The organism is Streptomyces sp. H27-H5, from assembly GCF_026627505.1.
Classification (GTDB): domain Bacteria; phylum Actinomycetota; class Actinomycetes; order Streptomycetales; family Streptomycetaceae; genus Streptomyces.
The window spans coordinates 56,753-75,372 of the sequence record NZ_JAPNLK010000034.1 but is presented as its reverse complement, the minus strand read 5'-3'; the positions used below and the strand labels follow the sequence as shown (position 1 = coordinate 75,372).

Genomic DNA, 18,620 nt, shown 5'->3' with positions numbered 1-18,620 from the left:
CGTGGAAGGATGGCGGGGCAACGACCATCGAAGGAGATGAACGCGTGCCTGGCACGAACCTGACCCGTGAAGAGGCCCAGCAGCGAGCGAAGCTGCTGACCGTCGACTCGTACGAGATCGAACTCGATCTCAGCGGTGCGCAGGAGGGCGGCACCTACCCCTCCGTGACCACCGTGCGGTTCGACTCCGCCGAGGCGGGCGCCGAGACCTTCATCGACCTGGTCGCGCCGGCCGTGCACGAGGTCGTGCTGAACGGCAGGGCACTGGACGTGGCCGCGGTCTTCCGGGACTCCCGGATCGCGCTGGACCACCTCGTCGCCGGGGCGAACGAGCTGCGTGTCGTCGCGGACTGCGCCTACACCAACACCGGTGAGGGCCTGCACCGCTTCGTCGACCCCGTCGACCAGCAGGCCTACCTGTACACCCAGTTCGAGGTGCCGGATGCGCGGCGGGTCTTCGCCAGCTTCGAGCAGCCCGACCTGAAGGCGACGTTCCGGTTCACCGTGACGGCCCCCGAGGGCTGGACGGTCGTCTCGAACTCCCCGCGGGAGATTCCCGAGGGGGCGGAGGCCGCGGACGCCAAGGACGACGTCTGGCGCTTCGAGCCGACCCCGCGGATCTCCTCGTACATCACCGCGCTGATCGTCGGTCCGTACCACGCCGTCCACAGCTCGTACGAGGGTCCGGACGGGCAGTCGGTGCCGCTCGGCATCTACTGCCGGCCCTCGCTCGCCGAGTTCCTCGACGCGGACGCGATCTTCGACGTCACGCGGCAGGGCTTCGACTGGTTCCAGGAGAAGTTCGCGTACGACTACCCCTTCGCGAAGTACGACCAGCTCTTCGTGCCGGAGTTCAACGCGGGCGCCATGGAGAACGCGGGCGCGGTCACCATCCGCGACCAGTACGTCTTCCGCTCGAAGGTGACGGACGCCGCGTACGAGGTGCGCGCCGAGACCATCCTGCACGAGCTCGCGCACATGTGGTTCGGCGACCTGGTCACCATGGAGTGGTGGAACGACCTGTGGCTGAACGAGTCGTTCGCGACGTACACCTCGATCGCCTGCCAGGCGTACGCCGAGGGTTCGAAGTGGCCGCACGCGTGGACCACGTTCGCGAACTCCATGAAGACGTGGGCGTACCGGCAGGACCAGCTGCCGTCCACGCACCCGATCATGGCGGACATCCGTGACCTGGACGACGTGCTCGTCAACTTCGACGGGATCACGTACGCCAAGGGCGCGTCGGTGCTCAAGCAGCTCGTCGCCTACGTCGGCATGGACGCCTTCTTCAAGGGCGTACAGGCGTACTTCAAGGCGCACGCGTTCGGGAACACGCGCCTGTCCGACCTGCTGGGCGCGCTGGAGGAGACCTCCGGCCGCGACCTGACCGCCTGGTCGAAGGCGTGGCTGGAGACGGCCGGCATCAACATCCTGCGTCCGGAGGTCGAGACCGACGTCCAGGGCGTCATCACCGCCTTCGCCGTCCGCCAAGAGGCACCCGCGCTGCCCGCCGGCGCCAAGGGCGAGCCGGTGCTGCGCCCGCACCGGATCGCGGTCGGCCTGTACGACCTGCGCGACGGCCTGCTGGTCCGCTCGGACCGGATCGAGCTGGACATCGACGGCGAGCTGACGGCGGTGCCGGAGCTGGTGGGCCGCGCCCGCCCGACGGTGGTGCTGCTCAACGACGACGACCTGTCCTACGCGAAGGTTCGCCTGGACGAGATCTCGCTGGCCAACGTCACCGCGCACCTGGGCGACTTCACCGAGTCGCTGCCGCGCGCGCTGTGCTGGGCCTCGGCGTGGGACATGACGCGGGACGGCGAACTGGCCACCCGCGACTACCTGGCGCTGGTGCTGTCGGGCATCGGCAAGGAGTCGGACATCGGTGTGGTGCAGTCGCTGCACCGCCAGGTGAAGCTGGCCATCGACCTGTACGCCGACCCGGCCTGGCGCGAGCAGGGCCTGGCCGACTGGACCGAGGCCACGCTGGAGCACCTGCGTGCGGCCGCGCCGGGCAGCGACCACCAGCTGGCCTGGGCCCGTGCCTTCGCGGCGACGGCCCGGACCGAGGGACAGCTGACGTACCTGTCGGCGCTGCTGGACGGCTCCGCGGAGATCGAGGGCCTGGCCGTCGACACCGATCTGCGGTGGGCGTTCCTGGAGCGCCTGGTCACCACGGGCGTCCTCGACGAGCCGGCCATCGCGGCCGAGCTGGAGCGGGACGCCACCGCGGCGGGCGAGCGCCACGCGGCCACCGCCCGGGCGGCGCGTCCGACGGCGGAGGCCAAGGCGCAGGCATGGGCCTCGGTCGTCGAGGGCGACTCGCTGCCGAACGCGGTACAGGAGGCGGTCATCGGCGGCTTCGTGCAGACCGACCAGCGCGAGCTCCTCGCCCCGTACACCGAGAAGTACTTCGCGGCGGTCAAGGAGGTCTGGGACACCCGGAGCCACGAGATCGCCCAGCAGATCGCGGTGGGCCTGTACCCGGCGCTCCAGGTCTCCGAGCAGACCCTGACGGCGACGGACGCCTGGCTGGCCTCGGCCGACCCGGGCGCGGGTCTGCGCCGGCTGGTCTCGGAGTCCCGTTCGGGCGTCGAGCGGGCGCTGAAGGCCCAGGCGGCGGACGCGGCCGCCGCGTCCTGACGGCGCGGGCCCGACCCGATGAGGGGCGTCCCCGGTGCGCGACACGCGTACCGGGGGCGCCCCTCGCGCGTGGTCGCCGGGTCCCGGCGCCGGGGTATCAGCCCGCCGCCGCTCTGAGCGCGGCCAGTACGTGGGCCAGCGCCGGCGCCGACGCGGAGCCGCGCCTCAGGGCCGCGACCACGTGCCGGGTGGGCCGGTCGTGGGCCAGGACCCGGACGGCGACGCCGCAGGCGCGGCCCGTCACCATGCGCGGGACGAGCGCCACGCCCATGCCGGCCTCGACCATGGCGAGGATGGCCGTCCAACCCGACGCGGAGTGGGCCTGTTCGGGGACGAACCCGGCCGCCTCGCACGCGTTGCGGGTGATCTCCGACCAGGGCCCGCTGCCACCGTAGATCCACCGGTCCCCGGACAGGTCGGCCAGCCGCACGGCCGGCGCGGCCGCCAGCGGGTGGTCGGGGGGCAGGGCCACGTCCAGCGGGTCCTCCAGCAACGTGACCCGGGTGAAACGGGGGTCACGGGCGGTCGGGGCGTGGGCCGCGAGGGAGAGCGCCAGGTCGACGGCGCCGGCAGACAGCAGCTCGTACGATTCGGCGGCCTCGGTCTCCCGCACGCGCACCTCCACGCCGGGGTGGGTCCGGCGCAGGGCTGCGACGGCCGGGACGACGAGGACGGGCACGGCCGTGGAGAAGGCGCCGATCCGGACCTCGCCCGCGTCCCCCGACAGGTAGCCGGCCAGTTCGGCGTCGGCTCGTTCGAGCTGGGCGAACACGGCCTCGGCGTGCCGCAGGACCAGGTGCGCGGCGTCGGTGAGCCGCACCCTGCGCCCCTGGGCCTCCAACAGGGGGACCCCCAACTGCCGGGCGAGGTTGGTCAGCTGCTGCGAAACGGCCGAGGGCGTCATGTGCAGCGCCTCGGCCGTCGCGGTCACGGTGCCCCGGTCGGCCAGGGTCCGCAGGATCCGCAGCTTCTTGATGTCCCACTCGATCATGAGACCGAACCTACCGCCGGGCACCGAGGGCCACGCCGCCCAGGATCAGCGCCATGCAGAGGAGTTGGGCGGGTCCGGTCCGCTCGCCCAGCAGCAGCAGTCCGAGGCCGGCGACGCAGACGGGCTGGAGGTAGTACACGACGCCGGCGCGGGCGGCGCCGATCACCGCGACGGCCTTGTTCCAGGCGAAGAAGGCGACGGCGGAGGACATCACGCCGACGTAGAGCAGCATGCCCCCGGCGGCGGGGGTGAGGGCGAAGCCGCCCTGGACGGACAGGGACACGGCGTACGCGGGCGCCAACATCAGCGCGCCGAGCACGAAGGTGGCGAGGAGGAAGGCGAGTCCGCCCAGTTCGGCGGGCTTGCGCTTGAGCAGGGCGCTGTAGGTGGCGAAGGAGAGGGCGGCGCCGAACATCCACAGGTCGCCGGCGGTGAAGTCGAAGCCGAGCGAGCCGTCCCCGACGAGGAGCAGCACCCCGAAGGCGGCCAGCAGCATGCCGAGGACGCGGCGGGCTCCGAGTCGTTCGCCGCCGAGGCGGGCGTACAGGGCCATGATGACCGGCGAAGCGGCCATGATCATGCCCATGTTGGAGGCGGAGGTGGTCAGTCCGGCCTGGTGGACGAGGGTGTTGTACAGGGTGACGCCGAAGAGGGTGGCCAGGCACACGTAGCCGAGGTGGGCGCGGAGCAGGGCCCGCTGGGCCCAGGCCTGGCGGGCGGCGAAGGGGGCGACGGCCACCGCGGCGATGAGCCAGCGCCAGAAGACGGCCTGGATCGGGGGCACGCTGTCGGCCATGCCGCGGGTGGCGACGAAGCTGCCGGACCAGACGACCGTCGCCACCAGGGCGAGCGCGACGCCGAGTCCGGCGGCCCCCTTCGCGCCGGTGCCTCCGGGGCGCTCGGGCTGCCGGGTCTGCGAAACGGTGCGGGCGCGGTCCGTGACGGCCACTGGGTGTCTCCTCCTGAGGGTGGGGTGCGGCGGTGTTCTCCACCGCGGTGTGATCCACCGCAGTGTGGGATCTACCGTCGCATCGCACCATTGCCCAGGTCCATCGAAACATTACGATCGTTCTTTTCAGCAGAACTGAACGTTTCGACGGGGATCACCTCAGCCTCGTCCGCCGGTCCGGGCGCCTTGGGCGTCCGCTGCGCGAGCTGCCCCGCCACGGTCGCGCCGAAGGCGATCGCCATGCCCAGCACCTGCACCGGGGTCAACGCCTGACCGAGGGCGGCCCAGCCGATGACGGCGGCGGTGAGCGGGGACAGCGGGCCGAGCAGGGTGACGGAGGTGGCGGTCAGCTTGCCGATGCCGCGGAACCAGAGCCAGTACGCGATCCCGGTGTTGATCAGCATCATGTAGCCGTAGCCGAGGAGGGCCTTGCCGTCGAGGGCGGGCGGCGCCCCCTCCACGAGGGCGGCGATCGGGATGATGAACAGGCCTCCGGCGGTGAGCTGCCAGCCGGTCACGGCCAGCGGGCCGACGCCCTCGGGGCGTCCCCAGCGCTTGGTCATCACGGTGCCGGCGGCCATGGAGGCGGAGGAGACCACTCCGGCGACGATCCCGACGAGGTCCAGCCGGGCCTGCGCGGTCAGGACGACCATGCTCACCCCGAACGCGGCGACGACGGCGGCGAGTACGGTCCGCATCCGCGCCCGCTCCCCCAGGAGCAGCGCGGCGAGCCCGACGACGAACAGCGGTCCGGCGGCGCCGAGCACGGCGGCGACTCCGCCCGGCAGCCGGTAGGCGGAGAGGAAGAGCAGCGGGAAGAAGGCGCCGATGTTGAGGGTGCCCAGGACCGCCGACTTCCACCACCACGCGCCCTTGGGGAGGGTCCGGGACAGGGCGACGAGCAGCAGTCCGGCGGGCAGGGCCCGCATGACCCCGGTGAACAGGGGCCGGTCGGGCGGCAGCAGTTCGGTGGCGACGGCGTAGGTGGAACCCCAGGAGACGGGGGCCAGGGCGGTCAGGGCGACGGTGGCGAAGCGGTTCACGAGAACTCCTCGGACGGATGGGAGAAGACAAGGGAGCGGGACCGGAGCCCGACTCAGGCGGCGCCGGCGACGCGCTCGCGGGGGATCGGCGCACCAGCCGTTGCGGGCGTCGCGGTCGCCGGGGTCGGTGCGGACGTCGGGGTCGGTGCGGGCGTCGGAGTCGCCGCCGCGGCCGGGGGCGTCGCGTACACGGCCTCCGCCGGGAGTCGGCGCTCCAGCCGGGTCAGGGCCAGTGCGGCGCCGAGGGCGGCCCCGGTCAGGACGGCCCAGGGCAGTCGGCCGTCGACCGAGAGCAGGGCAGTGAACAGGGACGGGGCCAGGGCCGAGGCCAGGGAGTACGACAGTTGGGAGGTGGCGAGGTAGCGGCCGCGTACGGCCTCGGGGGCGGCCGACCCGGCCAGGCCGGTCACGGTGAGCACGACGCCGACGAGAGCGAAGGAGAGTCCCGTGACGTGGTGGAAGAAGACGAGCGAGAAGGGGACGTACATGCCGATCCCGATCGCGCTGATCCCCACCCCGAGGAGCAGGGACCCCGCTCCCCCTCCACCCGTTCCCCCGCCGGCCGCCGCCTCGCGTTGTCCTCGCCCACGTGGACCACTCCCCCGTTAGATTGCTTGGAAGTAGCTTAGCCCTAAGCTACTTTCCGTCAAGCAACTTTCTTGCGTTCAATCAAACGGAAGCCGGATACTGCGCCCATGACCGAGGACAACAAGGACGCCGTCGACGCGATCGCCGCCCAGTGGTACGCCGTACGACCGGATCTCGACACCGCACCCATGGCCGTCTTCGGCCGGATCTACCGGATCACCAAGGCCATGGGCGACGAGATGGAGCGGACCTACAACCGCTACGGGATCTCCCGCGGGGAGTTCGACGTCGTCGCCACCCTGAGGCGATCCGGAATCCCGTACACCCTCTCGCCCCGGCAGCTGTCCGCGACGCTGATGCTCACCACCGGCGGCATGACGGGGCGTCTGGACAAGCTGGAGAAGGCCGGACTGCTGACCCGCAGCCCCGATCCGCACGACCGGCGCGGGCTCCACGTGACCATCACCGACCGGGGTCTGACGCTCATCGACGAGGCCGTCACCGCGGGCCTGGAGGTACAGCGCGCCGCGCTCACCGGGCTCGACCCGCAGGAGGTGGAGGTGCTCACGGGCCTGCTCAGGAAGCTGCTCGCCGGAACCCCGTGAAGGCCTGCCGTCGGGGCCCCGCGCACGTCGCCGGCCGGGACCCCGGGAACACGACGGGGCGCCGGGGGTCCGCGACACGACCGACACGCGTCGGCGTACGGACCCCCGGCGCCCCGGAAGTCATGAAGGGTGACCACCCGCCGCGGGGGCGGTCACGTGAGCGGACGTCAGTCCGTGGCCTGCTGCTTGCGCGACTTGTCGCCCACCATGACGAGGCCCGCGATGACCAGGAACAGCACGATCGGCGTGGCCACGAACAGGCCGAGCGTCTCGCCAATGCTCAGGGGCGGAGCCGGGTCGTCGCCGTCGTCGCGGGTCAGCGCGAGGGCGGGAGACGTCATCAGCAGCATCATCAGCGTCGTTCCGGCCGTGACGGCGCCGGCGCGCAGTGCGTTCTTCTTGTCCACGGTGCAAAAGTAGCGAACACCTAAACGGAGCGCGCGCCCGGGGGTGCCGTACGGGTCCGTACGCCCTCACGCACCGCGCTCAACAGGGCATTCGCGCGCGGTGAGGCCGTCAGCGCCTCCAGCGTCAGCGGCCGCCCCGAACCGTCGGCGATCGGCAGCCGCCAGTTGGGGTACTGGTCCCAGGTCCCCGGCAGGTTCTGCGGCCGTCGGTCCCCCACCGCGTCCGGCAGCCACACGCCGACCAGCCGGGCGGGCGTGCGCAGCAGGAAGCCGTACAGGGCCAGCACGGCGGACTCCTCGTCCTTCGTCTCCAGCCCGAGCCGGTCGAGCACGGCCAGCCACTCGGCGGTGTCGGCCTCGTCCTCGGCCCGTTCCACCTCCACCGGGCGGGCGAGCAGACCGAGTCGGTCGCGCAGTTCGACGTGGGCGCCGGCCAGCTTCGCGGCGGTGGGCGGCAGGTCGTGCGTCGTGGCCGTCGCCAGGCAGTCCGCCCGCCACTCCTCGGGCTCCAGCGGGGCTCCGCCGCCCGCCCAGTCGCGCTCGAACCACAGCACCGAGGTGCCGAGCACCCCGCGCCGGGCCAGGGCGTCGCGGACCCGGGGCTCCACCGTCCCGAGGTCCTCGCCGACGACCAGGGCCCCGGCCCGGTGGGCCTCCAGGACCAGGACCGCCAGCATCGCCTCGCCGTCGTGCGAGACGTACGTGCCCTCCGCGGGCGGGGTGCCCCGGGGGATCCACCAGAGCCGGAACAGCCCCATGACGTGGTCGATGCGCAGCGCGCCCGCGTACCGGAACACCCCGCGCAGCAGGTCCCGGAAGGGCGCGTACCCGGCGGCGGCCAGCGCGTCCGGCCGCCAGGGCGGCAGCCCCCAGTCCTGGCCCCGCGCGTTGAAGGCGTCCGGCGGGGCGCCCACGGAGATGTCCTCGGCGTAGTGGCGCGGGCCGCCGACGTCCGAGCCCTGCGGATGCACGCCGACCGCCAGGTCGTGCACGATGCCGACCGCCATGCCCGCCTCGCGGGCGGCGCTCTGGGCGGCGGCGAGCTGCTCGACCGTCAGCCACACCAGCCAGCGGTGGAAGTCGACCCGCTCCCGTGGATCCTCCCCGGCGTGCCCGGCGCACCAGGCCGCGTGCCGGTCCAGCGGGTCCCCCTGTTCGGCGCGGAACGTGGCGTAGGCCGCGGCGCGTCCGGCCGTGCGCGGAACGGCGTACAGCAGCTCCAGGGCCCGCCGCTTCAGCTCCCACACGGCGTCCCGGTCGATGAGCTCGCCCTTCTCCAGGACCGCGCGGCGCAGCTCGGCGCCGCGTGCGGCGAGGTCGTCCAGGGCTTCCCGGTCGGGGCAGTGGGCGTACTCGGGCACGTCTTCGATGCGCAGGTGGACCGGGTCCGGGAAGCGGCGGGTGGAGGGCCGGTACGGGGAGGGGTCGGTCGGCGTCCCGGGAACGGCCGCGTGCAGCGGGTTGACCTGGATGAACCCGACGCCGTGGGTGCGGCCCGCCCAGCGGGCGAGTTCGGCCAGGTCGCCGAGGTCGCCCATGCCCCAGGAGCGCTCGGACAGCAGCGAGTAGAGCTGGACGAGCAGCCCGTGGGTCGTCCGCCCGGGCGCGGCCGGGGCCCGGTCGGGGGCCACGATCAGCGTGGCCTCGGCGGTGCGACCGTCGGGCCCCTCGGCCGTGAGCCGGTGCACGCCGAGCGGCAGGTCCGGGCCCCACGGGGCCTCCCCGCCGTCCTCCAGCAGCACCCGGCTCCCGGCCGGCGCGGCGGGCAGGGGCTCCCCCCGCCAGTGCACCACCGTGCGGGGCAGGGGCCGCACGGCGGCCTCCAGGGCGGCTTCCGTGACGGCGGCCCGGATCTCCTCGGGCGTGTCGGCGGGCACCCCGAGGCACGCCAGCACCGTCGTGATGGTGGCGTGCGGGACCTGGACGGTCACCTCGGCGGCGGGCTGGTAGCTGGTGGCGATGCCGTGCAGTTCCGCGAGCCGGGTGAGATCGTCCATGTCAGTCCCTGTCTAGTGCTGTGGCCGGAAAGGTTTGCCGGGTCGCGGTGTCCGGTGCGGTGCATCGCAAGGCGGAGGACTGCCGCTTGTACTGGACGTACTCGGGCGGTTCGACAACGCGGCGAGGTGCCGTGCCGGGCGCCGTGACACGGTGAACCTTTCCGGTCACAGCACTAGTTGCCCGCGGCCGCGGCGGGTGTGGTCGGCTCGCTCGTCAGCGGGGCCTCGGCGGTGAGGGGCGGCTCGCTGGTCAGCGGCGCGTGCGCGGAGTCGGCGAGCGGGGGCTCGCTGGTCAGGGGGGCGTCCGGCAGTCCTGCCTGGGTCGGCAGGTGGTGGAGCGGGGCGATGGGATGGGCGGAGGGTTTGCGGGCGGTGCGGATCGTGCGGGTGGTCCGTACGTTCATCTGAGCACTCCTTCGAGCGGGTTCGGTGGACGTGCCCGGGGAACAGCCTCGTGGCACGCGTGTCGGAACAGAGCGGACCAACGCAGCCCTACCCAGTCGACGGCCGCGCATTCCTGGCGAATCCGCTCCAGATCCCCCATCCGCATTGACACCCCCACCGTACGAATGGTGGGCTCTGGCTCGTTCGTACGAGCGGGGGACGACTCGGGACGGGGAGGCTCCGTGCAGCTCAGGGGCAAGAAGCGGGCCACGGCGGCGGCGATCGCCGTCATGGGGACGCTCTTGGGCGGAGCGACGGCCTCCGGGCCCCAGGTGATGTCCGCCTCACCCTCCGCACCCGACACGCCCGACACGCCCCCGTCGACGCCGGGGGCGGGCACCGCCGCGGCGAACGGCGCCGCGCCCGCCTCGTCGGGCGTCTCGCCCGGCCCGGTCCTCGATCCGGGCTCCGACACCCCGCGGACCGCCGCCGACGGACCGGCCGTGTGGCCGCGCCCGCAGTCGATGAGGGCCGATCCGGCGCACGCGGTGCCGGTGGGCACCGAGGCCGTGCTGGTGGCGGCGCCCGACGCCGACCCGTACGCCGCCGAGGTCGTCCGGACCACCCTGCGCGGGGCGGGCGTACGGACCCTGCACGAACGGGCCCCCGGGGACGCGCTGCCCGCACACGGCCTCGTCGTACGCCTCCAGGGCCCCGACGCCCTCGCGGCGTTGCGCGCGCTGGGCGCGGCCGAGGCGGGGGACCTGCCGGCCGGGGGCTACCGCATCGCGGTGGGCAGGGTCGGCGACCGGAACACCGTCGCGCTGGCCGGCGTGGGGGACGACGGCCTCTTCAACGCGGCGCAGACCCTGCGCCAGCTCCTCCCGTCGGGCACCGCGAAGGCCCCCGGGGTGCGCGTACGGGACTGGCCGACGGCTCCCGTGCGCGGTGTCACCGAGGGTTTCTACGGGGATCCCTGGACCCGGGAGCAACGGCTCGCCCAACTCGACTTCATGGGGCGCACCAAGCAGAACCGGCTGTTGCTGGCGCCCGGCGACGACACCTACCGCACCACGCGGTGGCGCGAGGACTACCCGCCCGAGCGGCAGGCCGAGTTCCGGGCCCTCGCCGAGCGGGCGCGCGCCAACCGGGTGGTGCTCGGCTGGGCGGTGACCCCCGGCCAGTCGATGTGCCTGTCCTCGGCGGCCGAGCGGGCGGCGCTCACCCGCAAGGTGGACGCGATGTGGGACCTCGGCTTCCGGGCGTTCCAGCTCCAGTTCCAGGACGTCAGCTACACGGAGTGGGGCTGCCTGGAGGACCGCGAGCGGTACGGGAGGGGCCCGGCAGCCGCCGCGAAGGCGCACGCCGAGGTCGCCAACGAGCTGGCCGCGCACCTCGCCGCCCGCTATCCGGGGGCGCCCGCGCTGTCGCTGCTGCCGACCGAGTACTTCCAGGACGGCTCCACCGGCTACCGGAGCGCGCTCGGCGGCGCGTTGAACGCGCGCGTGGAGGTCGCGTGGACCGGCGTCGGGGTGGTGCCCCGCACCATCACCGGCAGGGAACTGGCCGGGGCCCGGGCGGCCTTCGGGCAGCACGCGCTGGTCACCATGGACAACTACCCGGTCAACGACTGGGATCCGGGCCGGATCTTCCTCGGCCCGTACACGGGCCGGGACCCGGTGGTGGCCGGCGCCTCGGCGGGGCTGATGCTCAACGCGATGCCGCAGGGCACCCTGTCGCGGATCCCGGTGTTCACGGCGGCGGACTACGCGTGGAACCCGCGCGGCTACCGGGCGGGCGAATCGTGGGCGGCGGCGGTACGCGATCTCGCGGGCCCGGACCCCCGGGCCCGCAAGGCGCTGGCCGCCCTCGCCGGGAACACCGCCTCGTCGGGGCTCAAGCAGGAGGAGTCCGCGTACCTGAGGCCGCTCGTCGAGGAGTTCTGGCGGGCCCGCGCCGCGGGCGACCGGGCGGCCGGCGAGCGGCTGCGCGCGGCCTTCACCGTGCTGCGGGAGGCCCCCTCCCGGCTGCCCGGCCTCACCGGCGAGGCCGGGCCGTGGCTGGACCGTCTGTCGGACTACGGCACCGCCGGCGAACTGGCCGTGGACATGCTCCGGGCCCAGGCCCGGGGGGACGGGACGGCGGCCTGGAAGGCCTCGCGCGCCCTCGCGCAGGCCCGCGCCGGGCTCGCGGAGGCCGGCGACGCCCGGGTGGACACGGCCGTACTGGATGCCTTCCTCACGAAGGCGACCGCCGAGTCGGACAGTTGGACGGGCGCGTCGCGGACCGTCGGAACGGTGTCGCGGGGCGCCGACGCGTGGACCGTCCGGCTGGACGGCGTACGCCCCGTGTCGGCGGTCACCGTCATGACGGACCCGCTCGCGCCCGGGACGCTCGCGACGGTGGAGGCCCACGTACCGGGCGAGGGCTGGCGCAAGGTCGCCGACGCGGGCGCCTCGGGGTGGACCCAGGCCGACCTGCGCGGTCTGCGGGCCGACGCCGTACGGCTGGTCTGGCCCGGGGCCTCCCCCGCCGTGCACCACGTGGTGCCCTGGCTCGGGGACGGGCCCGCGGCCCGCTTCGAGCTGGCCGGTGGCGGGCGGGCGGACGTGGAGATAGGCGGCGCCCCGCTGCGGGTGTCCGCGGACCTGTCCGCCCTGCGGCCCGGCGAGGTCCGCGGCCCGCTGTCGGCGGCCCCGCCGCGGGGGATCGCGGTCCGCGTCCCGGGCGAGGTGAAGGCGCCCCGGGGCACCCTGGTCAGCGTTCCGCTGGAGGTCACCGTCGCGGCCGGCACGCCGGCGGGGATCTACACCGTCCCGGTGACGTTCGCCGGTCAGTCGCGCACCCTGACGGTCCGTGCGGTGCCCCGCACGGGCGGCCCGGACCTGCTGCGAGGCGCGAAGGCCTCCTCGTCCGGCGACGAGACCCCGGCCTTCCCCGCCTCGGCGGTGCTGGACGGCGCCGACACCACCCGGTGGTCGTCCCCGCCGGTGGACGGGGCGTGGTGGCAGGCCGAACTGGCGGCCCCCGCCCGGATCGGCCTGTTGACACTGCGCTGGCAGGACGCGTACCCGTCCGCCTTCCGGGTCCAGACCTCCGCGGACGGGGTCACCTGGCACGCGGCGGCGACGGTCGCCTCCCGGGGCGGCACGGACACCGTCCACCTGGACGCGCCGGGGGCCCGGTTCGTCCGCGTCACGTGCGACAGGCGCGCGACGCGCTTCGGCTGCAGCCTCTGGTCGGCCACGGCCCAGGCGGTAACCCCCTGACGGGCCGGACCCCGGCCGCGCGAATCAAGCCTCGTCGGCATTTGAGGCGCGGTTCCGGGCGGAGCCCGGTGCCCGGCGGAGCCGGGTTACCTGGGGCTCCGCCCCAGACCCCGCGCCTCAAACGCCGACGAGGCTGAAAGTGCCGGACCCCGCCCCGCCCGGGCCGGAGGCTAGGACGCGGCGGCCGTCGCCGTCACCCCGACGCCGATCCGATCGAGCGCGTCATCGGCCCCGTACGGCTGGAGGTACGGCATCCACCGCGGGTCCCGGTGCCCGGTGCCGATGATCCGCCAGGCGAGGCCCGACGGCGGTGCGGGCTGGTGGCGCAGCCTCCAGCCGAGCTCCAGCAGGTGACGGTCCGCCTTCACGTGGTTGCAGCGTCGGCACGCGGCGACGACGTTGTCCCACGCGTGCTGCCCACCCCGACTGCGCGGGATGACGTGGTCGACGCTGGTGGCGACGGCCCCGCAGTACATGCAGCGACCGCCGTCGCGGGCGAAGAGCGCGCGACGGGTGAGCGGAACGGGCCCCCGGTAGGGGACCCGCACGAAGCGCTTGAGCCGGACCACGCTGGGAGCGGGGACGGCTCTCGTCGCGCTGTGCAGAAAGGCGCCGGATTCCTCCAGGGAGACTGCTTTGTTCTCCAGGACGAGGACGAGCGCGCGGCGGAGCGGTACGACGCCGAGCGGCTCGTACGACGCGTTGAGGACCAGGACGTGCGGCACGGACTGCCTCCTTGTACGCCGGCGGCGCGTGGCTCGCGCCGGGACGATCTGCTCTCCAGTCTCCCCTTATGGCAGGTCGAAGCGCCACCACGCGCTCGTAACGGGTCCGGGGTGTTTTCAACCACACCCGCCTTCTCCCCGGGTGAGTCTGGTCTCTCCCCCGCGGACGACAACAAGGTCGGGCGAGTGCCCCGTTAGTGTGGTTGGTCTGCCCGCACAAACCTCTCGCGGACAGACCGCTATGCCTGGAGGTTCCCGCCGTGCCCTCGCCCGCCACCCTGCTACCGCTGGCAGCGACCACCGACGACGCCGCGGAGAGCGTCACGAACGCCGCGGACTTCATCGAGCAGAACTGGGCCGATTGGCTGGCCATGGGGCTGCGGATCGTCTTCATCCTGGTGATCGCGTTCGCGCTCCGCTCGGTGATCCGCAAGTCGCTGACCAAGCTCATCTCCCGGATGAACCGGGGTGCGGCGGCCGTCGAGGGGACGACGCTGGGCGGGTTGCTGGTCAACGCGGAGCGCCGGCGTCAGCGGTCGGAGGCGATCGGTTCGGTGCTGCGGTCGGTGGCCTCGTTCCTGATCCTCGGCACGGCGGTGCTGATGGTGCTCGCCGAGCTGAAGATCGATCTCGCGCCGCTGCTGGCGAGTGCCGGTGTGGCCGGTGTGGCGATCGGTTTCGGCGCGCGGAACCTGGTGACGGACTTCCTGTCCGGCGTGTTCATGATCCTCGAGGACCAGTACGGCGTCGGCGACAAGATCGACGCGGGGGTGGCCTCCGGTGAGGTCATCGAGGTCGGGCTGCGCGTGACGAAGCTGCGCGGAGACAACGGCGAGATCTGGTACGTGCGCAACGGCGAGATCAAGCGGATCGGCAACCTCAGCCAGGGCTGGGCCACGGCGGGCGTCGACGTGCAGGTCAAGCCGACCGAGCGGCTCTCCCGCCTGCGCGAGGTGGTCCAGGAGGTCGCGGACGCCATGGCGAAGGAGTCCCCGTGGGACGAGCGCCTGTGGGGTCCGGTGGAGGTACTGGGTCTGGACGAGGTGCTGCTGGCCTCGATGACGGTGAAGGTGTCGGCGAAGACGATGCCGGGGCAGCAGTTCGCCGTGGAGCGCGAGCTGCGCTGGCGGATCAAGGAGGCCTTCGACGCGGCGGGCATCCGGATCATCGGCGGGCTGCCGGACACGGAGGAGGCCGAGGAGGCCGCCGACCCGTCGGCCTCCGTGGCGGCGCCGTCGGCAATGTCGAACCCGACGTCCCCGCAGGCTCTGGCCACCACGCCGATCCCCGGACCGAGCGCGCCCGGCAACCCCCGGATCACCAAGTAGCCGGCGCACCCACCGCTTCCGCTGCCCCGCAGGTCACATCCTGCGGGGCAGCGCCATTGACAGGGCTCGAACGGTGATAGGAAACTTACCTAACAGTTCATCTCGGTGAGGGAGAAACGCTCCATGCCCGCCGCCACCCCCGGAACGCCCAGCCTGTTGCGCGCCATGAACGACCGTGCCGCCCTGGAGCTGCTGCTGACGCACGGCCCCCTGTCGCGGACCCGGATCGGCCGGCTGACCGGACTGTCCAAGCCGACCGCCTCCCAACTGCTGGCCCGGCTGGAGGAGACCGGACTGGTCGTGGCCACCGGCACCGACGGCGGCCGCCCCGGTCCGAGCGCCCAGTTGTACACGCTCAACGCCCGGGCCGCGCACGTCGGCGGACTGGACGTCACCCCCGAGCGGGTCGTCGCGGCCGTGGCCGATCTGGCCGGCACGGTGGTCGGCAGCTTCGAACTCCCCTACGCCGAGGGCACGGGCGCCGTCGACCAGGTCACCGAGGCGCTCGGCGAGGCCGTCAAGGCCGCCGGGCTCCAGCGCTCCGACCTGCACCGCCTCGTCATCGCCACCCCGGGCGCGTTCGACCCGCAGACCGGCCGGCTGCGGTACGCCAGCCACCTCCCCGGCTGGCACTCCCCCACCCTCCTCGACGAGCTGGCGGCGGCGCTGCCCATGCCCGTCGAGTACGAGAACGACGTGAACCTGGCCGCCGTCGCCGAACAGCGGCTCGGCGCCGCCCGCGGCCACGAGGACTTCGTCCTGCTGTGGAACGAGGAGGGTCTGGGCGCCGCCCTGGTGCTCGGCGGCCGGCTGCACCGCGGCTGGACGGGCGGCGCGGGCGAGGTCGGCTTCCTCCCCGTGCCCGGACACCCCCTGGTCCGGCAGGTTGCCCGCGCCAACACCGGCGGCTACCAGGAACTGGCGGGCGTACAGGTGCTGCCCCGGCTCGCCGCCGAGCTGGGCATCGACGTCCCGACCGGCCCGGAGGTCGCCGTCGGCGTCACGCTGCTGGAGCGGGCCGCCGCCGAGCCCGAGGGCGCGCACCTGGGCTTCCTCCGCTCGTACGCCACCGTCCTCGCGACGGGTCTGGCCTCGCTGGTCTCCGTGCTCGACCCGGAGATCGTGGTCCTGTCGGGGGCCCTGATCGGTGCGGGCGGCGCACCGCTGCACGCCCTGCTGGAGACCGAACTCGCCGAACTGGCCCCCTCCCGCCCCCGCCTGGTCGCCGGCGAGGTGCGCGAGCGGCCCGTCCTGCGGGGCGCGTTGGAGAGCGCCCTGGCCACGACCCGCGACGAGGTCTTCGACACCTCCCGCCGGCCCCTGCACCAGCCCCCGCGCTGACACCTCCCTCCTCCCGATCCACCGCGGCACCCCTCACGGAAGTTCCTCACGCAGAGAGCGAGCCCCGCCATGCCCAGAACCGGACGACCGATCCTCACAGCCGCGCTCCTCACGGCCATATCCGTCCTCGCCGGCGCCTGTACGGGCCAGGCCGGGTCCGCCGCCGCGGACGACCCCAAGGCCGAGGTCACCCTCAACTTCTGGCACGGCTGGTCCGCGCCCGGCGAGGTGAAGGCCATCGAGGACAACATCGCCCGCTTCCGGCGGGCACACCCCAACATCAAGGTCCAGGTCACCGGCAACATGACCGACGACAAGATCAACCAGGCGTTGCGCGCGGGCGGTGACAAGGCCCCCGACGTGGTCTCCTCCTTCACCACCGACAGCGTCGGCAAGTTCTGCAACTCCGGCGCCTTCGCGGACCTGAACCCCTTCCTCGCCAAGTCCGGCGTCGACAAGACGAAGGTCTTCCCCAAGACCCTGCTGGAGTACACCCGGTTCAACGACAACCAGTGCACGCTGCCGCTGCTGAACGACGCGTACGGCCTCGTCTACAACAAGACCGCCTTCGCCGCCGCCGGGATCACCGCACCCCCCAAGACCTGGAGCGAGCTCGTCGAGGTCGCGCAGAAACTGACGGTGGCCCGCGGGGACACCTACGACCGGCTCGGCGTCATGCCGACCTTCCACGGCTACGAGACCACCCCGATGCGGCTGGCCGCGCAGTGGAGCCCGAAATACTTCGACGCGCGGGGCAAGTCGAACCTGGCCGAGGACCCGGGCTTCGCGAAGATGCTGACCGCGCAGAAGGACCTCGTCGCCAAGCTGGGCGGCTACGAGAAGCTGGAGCGCTTCCGCAGCACCTTCGGTGACGAGTGGAGCGCCGAACACCCCTTCCACCGGGGCCAGGTCGCCATGCAGATCGACGGCGAGTGGCGCCCCGCGATGGCCAAGGAGGCCGGGGTGGAGTTCGAGATCGGGACGGCGCCGCTGCCCGTCCCGGACGACCGGCTCGCCGAGTACGGCAAGGGCTACCTCTCCGGCACGGTCATGGGCATCTCCGCGGCGAGCAGGAAGCAGAACGCGGCCTGGGAGCTGGTGAAGTACATGACCACCGACACCGACGCGGTGGTGGACTTCGCCAACGCCATCCACAACGTGCCCTCCACGCTGGCCGCGCTGGAGTCCCCGCGGCTCCGGGTGACCCCCGAGTTCCGGACCTTCATCGACATCGCCCGGCACCCCGCATCGGGCACCACACCGGCCCAGGCCGACGGCGGCACCTACCAACTGACCTTCCAGGACTTCGCGTACCGGGTCGAGAAGGGCGACGTGCCCGACATCGCGGCCGGTCTGGCCGCGGCCGACCGGCAGATCGACACCGACATCGCGAAGGCCAAGTAGCCCCGATGACCACGCACACCTTGCGGGCGAAGCGCCGCAGGGCGCGGCTGCGCACCGCGGCCTTCATGTCGCCCTGGCTGATCGGGTTCGCGGTGTTCTTCGCCTACCCGCTGCTGTCCACCGTGTACTTCTCCTTCACCCGGTACGACGGCTTCCGTCCGCCCGTCTTCAACGGCCTGGACAACTGGGCGTACGTGTTCTCGGACTATCCGCTGTTCTGGCCCGCGATGCGCAACACGCTCTGGCTGGTCGTGGTGATGGTGAGCTGCCGGGTCGTCTTCGGCCTCGGCGTCGGCCTGCTCATCACGCGGATCAAGACGGGCGCCGGGATCTTCCGGACCCTGTTCTACCTGCCCTACCTGGCCCCGCCGGTGGCCGCCACCCTGGCCTTCGTCTTCCTGCTCAACCCGGGGACCGGGCCGGGCAACGTGCTGCTGGACTCGGTGGGGCTGCCCACGCCCGGCTGGTTCACCGACGCCGACTGGTCCAAGCCGGCGCTGACCGTGCTCGCAGTGTGGGGCGTGGGCGACCTGATGGTGATCTTCATGGCCGCGCTGCTCGACGTACCGAGGGAGCAGTACGAGGCCGCCGAGCTGGACGGGGCCGGTGCCTGGGCCCGGTTCCGGCACATCACCCTGCCGAACATCTCGCCGATCATCCTGTTCGCGGTGGTCACCGGGGTCATCCAGGCGATGCAGTACTACACCCAGCCGCTGGTGGCGGGGAAGGTCGCGGCGGGCGTCATCGGCGGCTCGGGGCAGCAGTTCGAGCCCGGCTACCCCGACCGGTCCACGCTGACGCTGCCGCAGGTCGTCTACAACGTCGGCTTCCAGCGCTTCGACTACGGGAGCGCGTCCGTGGTGGCGCTGGTCCTCTTCGCCCTCTCCATGGCCTTCACCGCGCTCCTCATGCGCCGCCGTGGCGGACTGATCGGATCCGGTGACTGA

15 protein-coding genes are annotated in these 18,620 nt (G+C 73.1%); 7 read left to right on the top strand and 8 right to left on the bottom strand.

Annotated elements, in window-relative coordinates; genetic code table 11:
• Window positions 1-44 precede the first annotated feature (44 nt).
• Window positions 45-2,642 (top strand): aminopeptidase N, encoded by a 2,598-nt coding sequence (pepN, locus tag OTB19_RS18635; protein ID WP_267799402.1) that lies wholly within the window; start codon window positions 45-47, stop codon window positions 2,640-2,642.
• Between the two features lie 97 nt (window positions 2,643-2,739).
• On the opposite strand, the gene OTB19_RS18630 is transcribed toward pepN, so the two are convergent.
• From OTB19_RS18630 to OTB19_RS18615, 4 genes are all read right to left on the bottom strand, one after another.
• Entirely contained in the window at window positions 2,740-3,633 is an 894-nt protein-coding gene (locus OTB19_RS18630; protein ID WP_267799401.1) for a LysR family transcriptional regulator, read from the bottom strand.
• A gap of 10 nt (window positions 3,634-3,643) precedes the next feature.
• Window positions 3,644-4,582, bottom strand: a complete 939-nt coding sequence (locus tag OTB19_RS18625; protein WP_420716858.1) for a DMT family transporter — start codon at window positions 4,580-4,582, stop codon at window positions 3,644-3,646.
• Between the two features lie 71 nt (window positions 4,583-4,653).
• A complete protein-coding gene (locus OTB19_RS18620; RefSeq protein WP_267799400.1) occupies window positions 4,654-5,625 on the bottom strand; it encodes an EamA family transporter in 972 nt (323 codons plus the stop codon).
• 53 nt (window positions 5,626-5,678) lie between these two features.
• Complete coding sequence (locus OTB19_RS18615; RefSeq protein ID WP_267799399.1) at window positions 5,679-6,140, bottom strand: hypothetical protein; 462 nt, start codon at window positions 6,138-6,140, stop codon at window positions 5,679-5,681.
• A 180-nt stretch (window positions 6,141-6,320) separates the two neighbouring features.
• On the opposite strand from OTB19_RS18615, the gene OTB19_RS18610 reads away from it, so the two are divergent.
• Window positions 6,321-6,818, top strand: coding sequence for a MarR family winged helix-turn-helix transcriptional regulator (locus OTB19_RS18610; RefSeq protein ID WP_267799398.1), 498 nt, complete (start codon window positions 6,321-6,323; stop codon window positions 6,816-6,818).
• A 167-nt stretch (window positions 6,819-6,985) separates the two neighbouring features.
• Here the strand turns inward: OTB19_RS18610 and OTB19_RS18605 are convergent, their stop codons facing one another.
• The 3 genes from OTB19_RS18605 to OTB19_RS18595 form a co-directional block, all read right to left on the bottom strand.
• Window positions 6,986-7,225 carry a hypothetical protein gene (locus tag OTB19_RS18605; RefSeq protein ID WP_267799397.1) on the bottom strand — a complete coding sequence of 80 codons (240 nt, stop codon included), beginning with the start codon at window positions 7,223-7,225 and terminating at the stop codon, window positions 6,986-6,988.
• A 20-nt stretch (window positions 7,226-7,245) separates the two neighbouring features.
• Window positions 7,246-9,222 carry a 4-alpha-glucanotransferase gene (locus OTB19_RS18600; RefSeq protein WP_267799396.1) on the bottom strand — a complete coding sequence of 659 codons (1,977 nt, stop codon included), beginning with the start codon at window positions 9,220-9,222 and terminating at the stop codon, window positions 7,246-7,248.
• 173 nt (window positions 9,223-9,395) lie between these two features.
• Window positions 9,396-9,626 carry a hypothetical protein gene (locus OTB19_RS18595; protein ID WP_267799395.1) on the bottom strand — a complete coding sequence of 77 codons (231 nt, stop codon included), beginning with the start codon at window positions 9,624-9,626 and terminating at the stop codon, window positions 9,396-9,398.
• Between the two features lie 222 nt (window positions 9,627-9,848).
• Here OTB19_RS18595 and OTB19_RS18590 point away from each other — a divergent pair, with 222 nt between their 5' ends.
• Entirely contained in the window at window positions 9,849-12,875 is a 3,027-nt protein-coding gene (locus OTB19_RS18590; protein WP_267799394.1) for a beta-N-acetylglucosaminidase domain-containing protein, read from the top strand.
• A 170-nt stretch (window positions 12,876-13,045) separates the two neighbouring features.
• Here the strand turns inward: OTB19_RS18590 and OTB19_RS18585 are convergent, their stop codons facing one another.
• Window positions 13,046-13,600, bottom strand: a complete 555-nt coding sequence (locus tag OTB19_RS18585) for an HNH endonuclease (protein ID WP_267799393.1) — start codon at window positions 13,598-13,600, stop codon at window positions 13,046-13,048.
• 260 nt (window positions 13,601-13,860) lie between these two features.
• Between OTB19_RS18585 and OTB19_RS18580 the strand changes: the two genes are divergently transcribed.
• The 4 genes from OTB19_RS18580 (at window position 13,861) to OTB19_RS18565 (ending at window position 18,620) form a co-directional block, all read left to right on the top strand.
• Window positions 13,861-14,928, top strand: coding sequence for a mechanosensitive ion channel family protein (locus tag OTB19_RS18580; protein WP_267799392.1), 1,068 nt, complete (start codon window positions 13,861-13,863; stop codon window positions 14,926-14,928).
• Between the two features lie 123 nt (window positions 14,929-15,051).
• Window positions 15,052-16,269 carry an ROK family transcriptional regulator gene (locus OTB19_RS18575; RefSeq protein ID WP_267799391.1) on the top strand — a complete coding sequence of 406 codons (1,218 nt, stop codon included), beginning with the start codon at window positions 15,052-15,054 and terminating at the stop codon, window positions 16,267-16,269.
• 69 nt (window positions 16,270-16,338) lie between these two features.
• The gene (locus OTB19_RS18570; protein WP_267799390.1) at window positions 16,339-17,673 is read left to right on the top strand and encodes an ABC transporter substrate-binding protein; all 1,335 of its coding nucleotides are present in this window, start codon (window positions 16,339-16,341) and stop codon (window positions 17,671-17,673) included.
• A 5-nt stretch (window positions 17,674-17,678) separates the two neighbouring features.
• Window positions 17,679-18,620, top strand: coding sequence for a carbohydrate ABC transporter permease (locus tag OTB19_RS18565; protein ID WP_267799389.1), 942 nt, complete (start codon window positions 17,679-17,681; stop codon window positions 18,618-18,620).

What these genes read in the sequence shown, in the direction of transcription:
- OTB19_RS18630 (WP_267799401.1), bottom strand. Translation starts at nt 3,633, where the DNA reads ATGATCGAGTGGGACATCAAGAAGCTGCGGATCCTGCGGACCCTGGCC.
- OTB19_RS18610 (WP_267799398.1), top strand. Translation starts at nt 6,321, where the DNA reads ATGACCGAGGACAACAAGGACGCCGTCGACGCGATCGCCGCCCAGTGG.
- OTB19_RS18600 (WP_267799396.1), bottom strand. Translation starts at nt 9,222, where the DNA reads ATGGACGATCTCACCCGGCTCGCGGAACTGCACGGCATCGCCACCAGC.
- OTB19_RS18595 (WP_267799395.1), bottom strand. Translation starts at nt 9,626, where the DNA reads ATGAACGTACGGACCACCCGCACGATCCGCACCGCCCGCAAACCCTCC.
- OTB19_RS18575 (WP_267799391.1), top strand. Translation starts at nt 15,052, where the DNA reads ATGCCCGCCGCCACCCCCGGAACGCCCAGCCTGTTGCGCGCCATGAAC.
- OTB19_RS18570 (WP_267799390.1), top strand. Translation starts at nt 16,339, where the DNA reads ATGCCCAGAACCGGACGACCGATCCTCACAGCCGCGCTCCTCACGGCC.
- OTB19_RS18565 (WP_267799389.1), top strand. Translation starts at nt 17,679, where the DNA reads ATGACCACGCACACCTTGCGGGCGAAGCGCCGCAGGGCGCGGCTGCGC.